The sequence below is a fragment of the Exiguobacterium aurantiacum DSM 6208 genome (assembly GCF_000702585.1).
GTDB classification, from domain to species: Bacteria; Bacillota; Bacilli; order Exiguobacteriales; family Exiguobacteriaceae; genus Exiguobacterium; species Exiguobacterium aurantiacum.
This window is the reverse complement of sequence record NZ_JNIQ01000001.1, coordinates 1,428,315-1,439,854: the sequence shown is the minus strand read 5'-3', so window position 1 is coordinate 1,439,854 and position 11,540 is coordinate 1,428,315. Positions and strand designations below refer to the sequence as shown.

The following is an 11,540-nucleotide window of genomic DNA, read 5'->3' as shown; positions in this document are numbered from 1 at the left end:
CTTTCTTTCCCGTGTCTACTCTCACTTTACCTTGTCTCACCCTAGTTTCAAACAAAAAAATCGATCCACCGAAGTGGATCGACTTGAACTCATTACTTCAAACGCTTTTCAAGCTCTGCTTTTTGCTCTTCATAGCCCGGTTTTCCGAGAAGCGCGAACATGTTCGCTTTGTACGCTTCAACGCCTGGCTGGTTGAACGGGTTCACACCGAGGATGTAACCGCTCATCGCACATGCCTTCTCGAAGAAGTAGAACATGTAGCCGAGGTGATACGGTGTCATTTCTGGCAATTCGACGACGAGGTTCGGAACGTTTCCGTCCGTGTGGGCGAGGAGCGTCCCTTCTGCCGCCTTGTCGTTGACGAATTGGATCGTCTCGCCGGCAAGGAAGTTCAAGCCGTCAAGGTCTTGCGCGTCTTCCGGCACGTTCATCGTGTGGCGAACGTTCGTGACACGGATGACCGTCTCGAACAAGTCACGGCGTCCTTCTTGGATGTATTGCCCCATCGAGTGAAGGTCTGTCGAGAAGTCGACCGCCGCCGGGAAGATCCCTTTGTTGTCTTTCCCTTCCGACTCTCCATAAAGCTGCTTCCACCATTCTGAGACATAGTGTAGAGCCGGCTCGTAGTTGACGAGAAGCTCGATCGACTTGCCTTTCGCATACATGGCGTTACGCACGACCGCATATTGATACGCCTCGTTCTCTGAAAGCTCAGGTGAACTGTACGCATTCTCCGCGTCACGGGCGCCTTCCATGAGGGCGTCGATGTCGATTCCGGCAGCTGCGATCGGAAGCAATCCGACCGGTGTCAAGACCGAGAAACGGCCGCCGACGTCATCTGGAATGACGAACGTCTCGTAGCCTTCAGCGTCAGCGAGCGTCTTCAAGGCACCGCGGGCCCGGTCCGTCGTCGCATAAATGCGGTCACGGGCGCCGTCTTGTCCATACTTCTCTTCCATGAACTGTTTCAAAACACGGAAAGCGATGGCCGGTTCAGTCGTCGTCCCTGATTTTGAGATGACGTTGACCGAGACGTCTTTGTCTTTCAAGACGTGAAGCAACTCTGTCATGTAAGTTGACGAGATGTTATGTCCGGCAAAGAACACTTGTGGCGCTTGGCGCTCTTCTTTTGACAACACGTTGAAGAACGAGTGTTGGAGCATCTCGATCGCCGCGCGGGCACCGAGATAAGAACCGCCGATTCCGACGACGACGAGAACGTCCGAGTTGGTACGGATCCGCTCCGCTGCCGCTTTGATGCGGGCGAACTCGTCCGTATCGAAGTTCGTTGGAAGGTCGACCCAGCCTAGAAAATCACTGCCCGCCCCACTGCGTTCGTGGATGACCGAGTGAAGTGCTTTTACCGTTTCTTGCATTTGATCGATCTCATGTTCCCCGACGAAAGACAGGGCGTTAGAATAATCGAAACGTACAGTTGACATATCATTTCCTCCTTTAAATCGCTCATCAAAGAGCCATACATGACTCATCATAAACGGAAACGCCGGATTCGTTCAATCATTATTGCAAAATAGGCATGAAATCGCCTTATTTGCTCAACTCAAGAATGGCTGCCACATCTTCCCGCTCGAGCGTACGGAAACGTCCGAACGACCCGCGTTTCATCGCCGAGTCAAGGATGGCCTCAAACGTCGACTCGTCAATATCGTAGTCACGAAGCGAGCTCGGCGCACCTAGTTTGTCGAAGAACGCACGGATCGCTTGGATCGTCCGTTGTGCCGTCTCCATGTCGTTCTCTCCTGACTCGACGTCAAACACTTCTGTCCCGAGGCGAGCGAAGCGCGCCGCGTTGCCTTCATCAAGGACGTGCTCCATCCAGCGTGGGAACAAGATGGCGAGACCGCCGGCGTGGGGAATGTCGTGGACGGCCGAGACGGCGTGTTCGATGTTATGAGACGCCCAGTCACCTGATGCGCCCATTTGCAACACGCCGTTCAAGGCGATCGTGCCCGAGAACAAGATGATGGCGCGCAAATCGACGTTCTCTAAATCATCGACGAGTTGTGGCGCCGACTCGACGACCGCTTTCAACACACCTTCGGTCATGCGCTCTTGGACCGGCGCATCGTTCGGGTGGAAATATTGTTCGAAGCAATGGCTCATCATGTCGACGATGCCGTAAATCGTCTGGTCTTTCGGTACCGATACGGTGTAACGCGGGTCGAGGATCGAGAACGTCGGATAGACGAGCGGATGACCCCAGCCGTATTTTTCTTGCGTCTCCCAGTTCGTGATGACCGAGCCTGAGTTCATCTCAGAACCGGTAGCAGCGAGCGTGAGCACCGTTCCGAACGGGACCGCTTCTGTCGGGATGTGGTCGCGGAGCACGATGTCCCATGCGTCGCCATCGTACGGAATGGCCGCCGAGATCAGTTTCGTGCAGTCGATGACCGATCCGCCCCCTACGGCGAGCAAGGCGTCGATGTTTTCTTCACGCGCTTGTTTGACCGCACGGCGCACCGTCTCGATACGCGGGTTCGGTTCGACGCCCGAGAAGTCGACGAAGTCGATGTCGGCGTTGTTCAATTCGGCGACGACTTCTTCATACGTCCCGTTCTTTTTGATGCTCCCGCCTCCATAGACGAGCATCACTTTCTTCGCGTCGAGCGCTTTGAGCTCACCGGCCAATTTTTCGATTTGATGTGTCCCGAAAATGAGTTTCGTCGGGTTTTTGTATTCAAAGTTGTGCATGATTCATCCTCCTCACGAAAATATGTAACACCTACACTATATACCCTGTTTTTCTCGAATGAAAAGCATCACGCCTCCCCGTAGATGCGATCGATGATCGTGTGCAGGATGACAGCCTGTTCCCCTTGCTCAAACTCCGGCTCTCGCTGGCAGGCGTCAAGGAACGTTTGAATTTGGACGGCATACGGGTCGACATGTTCGAGATGGGCCGGCGTCTGATCGAACAGTGCACCGTACGCTTCCGTGTGGACGTGGAGAGGGAAAAGTGTCGCCCCGCCTTCCGTACCCCGTAATTCGACCCGCATCGTGTCTCTTGGACCGACGTTGGCCATGAAGCTCCCGTCAAATAAGAGCGACGCACCGTTCTCGAACTTCACCATCGCCCGTGCCGTGTCCTCGACGGAAAACGTGTCCGGATCCCACGTCCCCATCAAGCCGACACCCGGTCGTGTCCCGAGATATTGACCGATATGTCCGATCACGTCGACCGGTTTCGGGTACCCCATCAAGTAAAGCGCCAAGTCGAGCATGTGGACGCCATGGTCCAATAACGCGCCGCCCCCTTGCAGCTCTTTGTCCGTGAACACGCCCCATCCCGGGATACCGCGACGTCTTAGCGCGAGTGCGGTCGCCGCATAGAGATGACCGAGTTCACCTGCCTCAATCATTCGTTTCAACAGTTGCGTATCTGAACGATGCCGGTAATGGAACCCATAATGGAGCGTCCGGTTCGCCGCTTTGGCCGCTTCTAGCATTTCCATCGCTTCACGGGCAGAGATGGCGGGCGGCTTCTCGCAAAGGACGTGGCAACCGGCCGCAAGCGCCGCGATGACTTGCTCTTTATGAAGCGCGTTCGGCGTACAGACGCTGACGGCATCGAGCGTCTCGTTTTCAAGCATCGCTTCGACGGTCCCGTACACGCGCTCGATCCCGAATTGTCGGGCCGCCGCCTCACCGCGCTCGCGGGTCCGGTTCATGACGGCAACGACGTTTGCGCCGGCCGCGATATATTGCGGGATGTGGGCCGAAGTGGCAATCCCTCCTGTTCCAATGATTCCGATGTTCATGACAATCCCTCCTTTTTTTGTACTGTTCGGGAAGGAGTGCCCAATTTCCTGTACAAAAAAAAGACGACCTACGAATAGGTCGTCTCAATCACTTACTTTTTGAAGTTCGTGTTTTTGATCCAGTCTTCGAGCTTGTCCTTGAGGACAGTGAAGCCTGGTGCTTCTTCTTGCTTGAAGTTAGAAGCTTCGTTGCGGCGTTGGCCACCACGACGAGCCGGTTTAGCCGACTTTTCGCGTTTTGGAGCTTCTTGTGTCGCTTTCATTGAAAGCTTGATTTTCTTAGAAGCTTCATCAACTTCAAGAATTTTCACTTCAACTTCTTGACCGACTTGAACGTACTCGTTCACGTCTTTCACGTAGTCGTGTGAGATTTCAGAGATGTGGACAAGACCTTGAGTCTCGTCATCGAGTGCGACGAACGCACCGAAAGGTTGGATTCCTGTTACTTTACCTTTTAAAACTTGATCTTTTTCGTATTTTGCCATTACAAACACTCCTATGCTAAATTCATCAACTTACTATAACATACTTTTTTCGATAAAGTGTAGAAATTAGTAAAAAAGATTATTCGGAAACATTTTTACGTTTTAAAGTTGGACCTCGGGGTAAATACAAATCAAGCAAGACTTCAAGTATTCCCCCCTGATTCCGCTAGGCTGAGGCCTAGCCCTTTTTTTGTTCAAAACGTTGTGAACGGCTTCTGTACGCTTACTTTGTACAGCGTCTCCCCCGCCATTTCATTCAAGATGATCGCGTTTCGATACACCGCCATGCCGAGGTTCGTCGCGGCAGGACCGTGTGAATGTTCGATGTTCGTATGCGTGAACAACTTCCCACTTAGCTTCTCTTCCATCTGGACCTCATACGTTTCACTTACTCGCCATGCATCCTCAGCTTCCCATACGATTGGCAATCGGTCAATCCAAGACGGAAGAAGCGGACGATATCCCGTCGCGACGACGACGAGGTCGTACGTCCGTTCAACCGCTTCTCCCGTATACACATGTTTACCTGTCAACTGATGGGTCAACCAATCATAAGTGATCGCTTCGACTTCAACTTGCGTGAGTAATTGTGTTTGCTGCCCGGTCGGCCCACCTTCTGCCGTTCGATGATACATCGTCTCATAAATCGCTGTCATCGTCTCCGGGTTGACCCCGTGCCGGAACCGTTCGAACGACCCGAGCAACGCTTGTCGTGACGAGTACGATAAGCTGTGAAAGTAACGAACGTAGTCCACACTAAAAATCTCATCGCCTAACTTCCCTGCCTCAAGCGACTCGAAATGGTCCGACCGAGTAATCCAATCGACCCGTTGCTCATCTGTCGCGTCACGCAGCAAGTCGAGAAACACTTCCGCTGCACTTTGTCCACTCCCGACGACGCCGACACGGTACTTGTCTTTCAACACATCCCGATATGTCATATATTCGCTCGTATGGATGACTTGCTCGAAGCCGTCTGGAACGAGCGGCGTCATGCCCGTACCGAGCACGACGTGTGCAGCACGAAGTTGCGTCGTCTGTCCGTTCGACTCGACCGTCACGACATACCCTTCCTCGTCGGCCGTCACATCCGACACCCGGTGACCGAACTTGACGGTCGACAGGCTCTCGGCCACCCATCTAAGGTAACGATTGTATTCCGTCCGAGGAATCGTGTTTCGTTCTTGCGTGATGAACGTCTGCAGTCGCCCTGTCTCACTCAAATAATTTAAAAAACTTGCCTCGTTCGTCGGGTCGGCGACCGTGACGAGATCCTGCAAATAATGCGTTTGCATCGTCATCCCATCAATCAGCATCCCCTCGTGCCACATCATCTCGGCTCGTTGTTCATAACACACGCCTCGTAACGTCGTCTTGTCCGCCAACGCCATCAACCCTAAATTGTAGGGCCCACAACCGACGGCGACAAAATCCACTCGTTCCATTTCCCTCACCTCGCCCCTTTATTCCCATTCATTATCGCAATAAAACGTCAACAGACTCTCATTGCTGAGAGTCTGATGTGACGGTCACTTCGAACTGGCTCATGAACCGGTCGATGCGACGAATCGCTTCTTGTAACTGTTCGATTGACGTCGCGTAACTCGCGCGGACGAACCCTTCCCCGCTCGCCCCGAACGCGTTGCCCGGTACGACGGCGACCCGCTCCTCGAGCAAGAGCCGCTCGGCAAACTCTTCACTCGACAAACCCGTATGCCGAATCGACGGGAACGCATAAAAAGCTCCTCCCGGCACATGGGTCGGTAGTCCGGCATCATTGAGCGCTTGAATGAAATAGTTCCGGCGCTGACGATAACTCTTCACCATCTTCGGGACGTGTTGGTCTCGGCTCCGCAACGCCTCGAGCCCGCCGAACTGGACGAGCGTCGGGGCACACATCATCCCATATTGATGAACTTTGAGCATCTCGCGCGTCACGATTTCGGGTGCGCACGTGAAGCCGAGTCGCCATCCCGTCATCGCGAACGCCTTCGAGAAGCCGTTGACGACGATTGTCCGGTCGCGCATATCATGAAGCGTCGCAAAGCTCGTGAACGGCTCATCGTACGACAACTCCGCATAAATCTCGTCGCTGACGACCCAAAGGTCATGCTTCGTCGCGAGCTCCGCGATTTGACCGAGTTCTTCACCGGTCATCGTCGCGCCAGTCGGGTTCGACGGGAAACAGAGCAAGATCGCTTTCGTCCGTTCCGTGATCGCCGCCTCGACGTCGTCACGGTTCAAACGGAAACCCGTCTCGGGACGACATGCGACCGGGACGACTTTTCCGCCCGCCAATTCGATGAGCGGTCCGTACGAGACGAACGCCGGCTCGACGACGATGACTTCATCCCCAGGGTTCAACAAAGCCCGGAACGCGATATCGAGCGCTTGAGACGCTCCTGTCGTGACGATCAGCTCGGTGCCGGCGTCGTACTCGACGTCGAACCGTTCTTTCATATAACTTGCAATCTCTTGTCTCAATTCGAGCAGTCCGGCGTTGGCGCTATAGGCGGTATAGCCTTGTTCAAGCGCCGCGTAGCTCGCCTCACGCACGTTCCACGGTGTGATGAAGTCAGGCTCCCCCACCCCGAGGGAGACGACGTTTTCCATCGTTTGTGCCAAATCAAAGAAACGGCGGATGCCGGACGGCTTCATCGAGACGACTTGATTTGATAGCGACTTCATGGCGTGATGTTCAACCGTTTGTCTTCGACTTGCGGGGTGAACAAGATGCCGTCATGTTTATACGTCTTCAACTTGAAGTGCGTCGTCGTCGAGACGACCGAGTCGAGCGGCGACAGTTTGTCGGACACGAACGAGGCGACGTCTTGGAGCGAGTTCGCCCGGATGACGACTTGCAAGTCGTAGGCGCCTGACATCAAATAAAGCGCCGTCACTTCAGGGAAGCGATAAATCCGCTCGGCGACTTCATCGAACCCGCGTCCGCGTTTCGGTGTCACTTTGACGTCGATGAACGCTGTGACGTCATGCCGGTTGATTTTTTGCCAGTTCACCATGGCCCGGAATCCGAGTAAGATCCCGTCCTGTTTGAACTTCTCAAGCATCGCCTCGACCGTCGCGACATCGGTGGCGAGCATCTCGGCGAGCATCTTCGTCTCGAGATATCCTTTTTCTTCAAGCAACTCTAAAAGTTCTAGTTCTTTTGATGTATACATGGTTTATTCTCCTTCCGTTCTACCGGGGAATGCCCCTGTGAACGTTCTCTCTGTCGGTCTCACAAATTCCCGTCGCTCGGACTGGACGATGTGAAAATTTTTCATCTCCATATCGGTGAGCCCGTGCTTTTGACAGAAACGATCAAAGTAGCGGCGGCGCGTCTCATCTTGTTTCGCCGACAAGTTGTCGCTGCCGTTGAACGCGTACAGCACGGTCGCCCGCGCCGGATGAACGATCGTGCCGTGCTCACTCACCCGCAAAATGAAGTCCCAGTCCCAGTAGTTGTACACCGACTCATCGAACGGACCGATCTTATCGTGAATCCGTTTCCGGTATAACGTGCCGGACGGGATATATGTCGAGTCTTGCCGGAGGCGCTCGAAATCGAGGTCATAGGCGAACGGTTCCCAATCGGTGACGACACGGCGGCCGTCCTTCCATTCAAAACGAAACAGTTCGGCGTCAGGAAAGACGAGGTCGGCCGTCTCGATGTCTCGAAGCGCCTGCTCGATGTGTTGTGGCATGAGCAAATCATCGTCATCGAGCAACAAAATATAATTACCTTTCGCCTCGTTCACGCCACGGTTTCGGGCCTTGACGTGATGGTTCTCTCCGAGTTCTACCAATCGAATCGACAAGCGATTCAAAAAAGGCGCCAAAAGATGTTGTTTTGGCGGCCCGTCATTATTGATCACGATAACTTCGAACTGCTGAAACGTCTGGACGACGAGACTTTCGAGCAGTTCGGTCAGTTCCGTCTCCCGCGAATAAACCGGGATGACGATTGAAACGAGCGGGTTCATCCGCGGTAAGCGGTTTCGACGTGCGGCAAGATCGCTTCCCAGCTGACGCCGTTCTCTTTTGATACGGTGACGAAATCACCATACGCGAAGACGCTCTCGACGCCTTCGATTTCAACGAGTTTCGCGAGGAGCGGTTGGTCTGTCGCCTCGCCTGCTTTCACGCTTTGGCTTTTCGTGCCGAAGACGTTTTCTGGAAGTGTGATTTTCATTGCGTTTGGATTAGGTGTTGGATCGATTCGTAACATGTAAGTTCCCCCTTATAGTTGACAAGATTGTGAAGACGCGAGTAATTGTCTCGCCATGGCGCGTGTCTCCGACTCAGGCGGGCATTCGCCGAACGCATCCGTCAACACGTGTCGGATATGTGCGTCCAATTCGCCTTCTGTGTCGAGTTGCGTGAGCGCCACCACGATGTCATCAAACTCTGGTCCATACGACCCTACCCCGTAACCGAGTGGGTCCCATGCTAATAATAAGTCTTCTGCTCTCATTTGTTAAACCCTTCTTTTTAAGCTCATTTCAAACCTTACCTCCTCAATCTACCTCACTTTCCCTCCAGACGCTAGCGCCCGCTCTGATTTCCCTCTTTTCAAAAGTGTCGACCTTCTATATATAGTAATCGGACGTCGTCAAAAAGGTGGAGGCAATTATACGTGAAAATAATCACATGTGTGTTTTCTTTCTCCTTTCGACTCAATTGACCGCTTACATAAAAATCAGCGCCGTCACCCGAGCGACTGCATATAAATTTTTTTCTATCTCAAATCCCATCTCAAATCGGATGACAGCGCCATTTTACGGTGAAAGCAATATACCGTGAAACGGTTTGGTGAATGTCAAGGATTGCAAAACTAAATATAGGTGATTTATGATTAAAAAGACAAAAAAACGTCAATATATAGTTAAAAGCAAAAACGACGCTTATCTCTATATTGACGGTATGCACGGTATTCCGAGTTATACCTTTATAATATCTACATCTTAAGAAGGAGTGATCATTTTGACATCCCCTATCCACCACGAGACGATGTTGCCTGTGACACCAACGCTCACAGACGTCTCGACTTTGATCCAATCCATCACACAACGCTACCCACAACTCAGTGTGGAACGATATGAAGAACGTTTGGTTCGAGCGCTCGAATCTAAAACACTGACACAAGATGTAGTATATGACCTCATGACGATGCACGCCCTCGATATGTTGAAGGCCGAGGAGCCGGACTGGACGTTCGTGGCGACCGAGATGTACTTGAACCGCCTCTACTTGGAAGCGGCACGCAATCGCGGCTACGATGCGTCGATGCGTTACGGTGCTCTCTATCCGATGATCGAGACGCTCACGAAGAAAGGTATCTTCACGTCCGCCTTGATCGACACGTATTCGAAAGAAGACATCGATTACTTAGAGACGTTGATCGATCCGTCGCGTGACCGCTTGTTCACATACATTGGGCTCCGGACGTTGTCGGACCGTTATCTCGGACGCGACCACGTCAAAAACTTGTACGAGCTCCCGCAAGAGCGGTTCATGGTCATCGCCATGACGCTCATGCAAAAAGAAAACGCAGCGCAGCGCGTGAAGCTCGTCGAAGAGGCTTACTGGGCGCTCTCTAACCTATATATGACAGTCGCGACGCCGACGTTATCGAACGCCGGCAAGTCTTACGGCCAACTCAGCTCGTGCTTCATCGACACGGTCGACGATTCGCTCCGCGGGATCTATGACTCGAACACGGACGTCGCCACACTCTCAAAAGGCGGCGGCGGAATCGGCGTTTACCTCGGCAAGATTCGCTCACGCGGCAGTGACATTAAAGGATTCAAAGGCGTCTCAAGCGGCGCCCTCCCTTGGATGAAGCAGTTGAACAACACAGCCGTATCGGTCGACCAGCTCGGCATGCGCCAAGGCTCAATCGCGGTCTACCTCGACATTTGGCATAAGGACATCTTCGAGTTCCTCGACGCGAAACTGAACAACGGTGATGAGCGCCTCCGGACGCACGACTTGTTCACAGGCGTCTGTTTGCCAGACTTGTTCATGCGTACGGTCGAAGCCCGCGGTGACTGGCACTTGTTCGACCCGCACGAGATCCGTACGGTCATGGGCTTCAGCCTTGAAGACTTCTACGACGAGACGGAGAACGGCGGTTCGTTCACGGAGAAATATATGGCTTGCGTCAATACGCCGGAACTCTCGCGTGTGAGCGTCCCGGCCATCGACCTCGTCAAACGGTACATGCGCTCGCAACTCGAGACCGGCACGCCGTACATGTTCTTCCGGGACGCCGTCAACCGCGCGAACCCGAACAAACACGCCGGCATGATCTACAGCTCGAACCTTTGCTCAGAGATTGCTCAGAACATGTCGCCGACGACAATCGACGAGGAGTATACCGAGGACGGGAAAATCGTCATCACGAAGACGCCAGGCGACTTCGTCGTCTGTAACTTGAGCTCGATCGCTTTGGCCCGCGCCGTCAAGTCGGACGTCCTTGAACGACTCATCCCGATTCAAATGCGGATGCTCGATAACGTCATCGACTTGAACACGATCGAAGTGCCGCAAGCGATGATCACGAACCAAAAATATCGGGCCGTCGGTCTCGGTACGTTCGGCTGGCATCACCTGCTCGCCCTCGAGGGGATCCGTTGGGAGTCGGTCGACGCTGTCCAGTATGCAGAAAAGCTGTATGAGAAGATCGCCTACCTCACGATCCAGGCGTCGATGGAACTGGCTAAAGAGAAAGGCGCGTTCCGCGTGTTCGAAGGCTCTGAATGGCATACGGGTGAGTACTTCAAGCGCCGCAACTACCGTTCACACGACGACCTCGACTGGGACGGCCTCGCCGAAGCGGTCCATCAAAACGGTGTCCGCAACGCCTACATGATGGCTGTCGCTCCGAACTCATCGACGGCTATCATCGCCGGCAGCACCGCATCGATCGACCCGGTATATAAGAAAGTCTACTCGGAAGAGAAGAAAAACTATAAGATCCCGGTCACGGTACCTGATCTTAACCCAGAAACGAACTGGTTCTATAAATCAGCGTTTGAAGTCGACCAGCTCTGGAGCATCCGTCAGAACGCGGCACGTCAGCGCCACATCGACCAAGCGATCAGTTTCAACTTGTACGTCAAAAACGATGTCAAGGCGACCGAACTCCTCACGATGCATCTCGAGGCATGGTCGCTCGGCATGAAATCAATCTATTACACGCGCTCGACGACCGTCGAAGTCGACGAGTGTGAGTCTTGCTCTTCATAAGTTGAGTGGAAAGAAAGGTGGGACC

The 11,540-nt window shown here is 53.4% G+C and carries 11 protein-coding genes; 1 reads left to right on the top strand and 10 read right to left on the bottom strand.

What is annotated here, in order from left to right:
• Nucleotides 1-92: 92 nt before the first annotated feature.
• From P398_RS0107630 to P398_RS0107585, 10 genes are all read right to left on the bottom strand, one after another.
• Nucleotides 93-1,442: a glucose-6-phosphate isomerase gene (locus P398_RS0107630; protein WP_029334667.1), complete on the bottom strand. Its 1,350-nt coding sequence runs from the start codon at nt 1,440-1,442 to the stop codon at nt 93-95.
• A gap of 106 nt (nt 1,443-1,548) precedes the next feature.
• A complete protein-coding gene (locus P398_RS0107625; RefSeq protein WP_024371304.1) occupies nt 1,549-2,712 on the bottom strand; it encodes an iron-containing alcohol dehydrogenase in 1,164 nt (387 codons plus the stop codon).
• A gap of 68 nt (nt 2,713-2,780) precedes the next feature.
• Nucleotides 2,781-3,779: a Gfo/Idh/MocA family protein gene (locus tag P398_RS0107620; protein WP_029334666.1), complete on the bottom strand. Its 999-nt coding sequence runs from the start codon at nt 3,777-3,779 to the stop codon at nt 2,781-2,783.
• A gap of 92 nt (nt 3,780-3,871) precedes the next feature.
• Nucleotides 3,872-4,264, bottom strand: coding sequence for a S1 domain-containing post-transcriptional regulator GSP13 (yugI, locus tag P398_RS0107615; protein WP_024371302.1), 393 nt, complete (start codon nt 4,262-4,264; stop codon nt 3,872-3,874).
• 194 nt (nt 4,265-4,458) lie between these two features.
• A complete protein-coding gene (locus P398_RS0107610) occupies nt 4,459-5,709 on the bottom strand; it encodes a lysine N(6)-hydroxylase/L-ornithine N(5)-oxygenase family protein (RefSeq protein ID WP_029334665.1) in 1,251 nt (416 codons plus the stop codon).
• A 58-nt stretch (nt 5,710-5,767) separates the two neighbouring features.
• Nucleotides 5,768-6,952: an aminotransferase gene (locus P398_RS0107605; protein WP_024371300.1), complete on the bottom strand. Its 1,185-nt coding sequence runs from the start codon at nt 6,950-6,952 to the stop codon at nt 5,768-5,770.
• Entirely contained in the window at nt 6,949-7,443 is a 495-nt protein-coding gene (locus P398_RS0107600; RefSeq protein WP_024371299.1) for an Lrp/AsnC family transcriptional regulator, read from the bottom strand. Before P398_RS0107600 ends, P398_RS0107605 begins: the two co-directional genes overlap by 4 nt.
• A gap of 3 nt (nt 7,444-7,446) precedes the next feature.
• Nucleotides 7,447-8,247 (bottom strand): glycosyltransferase family 2 protein, encoded by an 801-nt coding sequence (locus tag P398_RS0107595; protein WP_029334664.1) that lies wholly within the window; start codon nt 8,245-8,247, stop codon nt 7,447-7,449.
• A complete protein-coding gene (locus P398_RS0107590; RefSeq protein WP_024371297.1) occupies nt 8,244-8,492 on the bottom strand; it encodes a NifU N-terminal domain-containing protein in 249 nt (82 codons plus the stop codon). The genes P398_RS0107595 and P398_RS0107590 overlap by 4 nt, the downstream gene beginning before the upstream one ends.
• A 12-nt stretch (nt 8,493-8,504) precedes the next feature.
• Nucleotides 8,505-8,738: a DUF1871 family protein gene (locus P398_RS0107585; protein ID WP_024371296.1), complete on the bottom strand. Its 234-nt coding sequence runs from the start codon at nt 8,736-8,738 to the stop codon at nt 8,505-8,507.
• A gap of 509 nt (nt 8,739-9,247) precedes the next feature.
• Here P398_RS0107585 and P398_RS0107580 point away from each other — a divergent pair.
• Nucleotides 9,248-11,515: a ribonucleoside-diphosphate reductase subunit alpha gene (locus P398_RS0107580; protein ID WP_024371295.1), complete on the top strand. Its 2,268-nt coding sequence runs from the start codon at nt 9,248-9,250 to the stop codon at nt 11,513-11,515.
• Nucleotides 11,516-11,540: the final 25 nt, after the last annotated feature.

Excerpts from the sequence above, each read along its gene's own strand:
- P398_RS0107600 (WP_024371299.1), bottom strand. The coding sequence starts at position 7,443 with ATGTATACATCAAAAGAACTAGAACTTTTAGAGTTGCTTGAAGAAAAA.
- P398_RS0107625 (WP_024371304.1), bottom strand. The coding sequence starts at position 2,712 with ATGCACAACTTTGAATACAAAAACCCGACGAAACTCATTTTCGGGACA.
- P398_RS0107605 (WP_024371300.1), bottom strand. The coding sequence starts at position 6,952 with ATGAAGTCGCTATCAAATCAAGTCGTCTCGATGAAGCCGTCCGGCATC.
- P398_RS0107620 (WP_029334666.1), bottom strand. The coding sequence starts at position 3,779 with ATGAACATCGGAATCATTGGAACAGGAGGGATTGCCACTTCGGCCCAC.
- P398_RS0107610 (WP_029334665.1), bottom strand. The coding sequence starts at position 5,709 with ATGGAACGAGTGGATTTTGTCGCCGTCGGTTGTGGGCCCTACAATTTA.
- P398_RS0107585 (WP_024371296.1), bottom strand. The coding sequence starts at position 8,738 with ATGAGAGCAGAAGACTTATTATTAGCATGGGACCCACTCGGTTACGGG.
- P398_RS0107630 (WP_029334667.1), bottom strand. The coding sequence starts at position 1,442 with ATGTCAACTGTACGTTTCGATTATTCTAACGCCCTGTCTTTCGTCGGG.
- P398_RS0107595 (WP_029334664.1), bottom strand. The coding sequence starts at position 8,247 with ATGAACCCGCTCGTTTCAATCGTCATCCCGGTTTATTCGCGGGAGACG.
- yugI (WP_024371302.1), bottom strand. The coding sequence starts at position 4,264 with ATGGCAAAATACGAAAAAGATCAAGTTTTAAAAGGTAAAGTAACAGGA.
- P398_RS0107590 (WP_024371297.1), bottom strand. The coding sequence starts at position 8,492 with ATGTTACGAATCGATCCAACACCTAATCCAAACGCAATGAAAATCACA.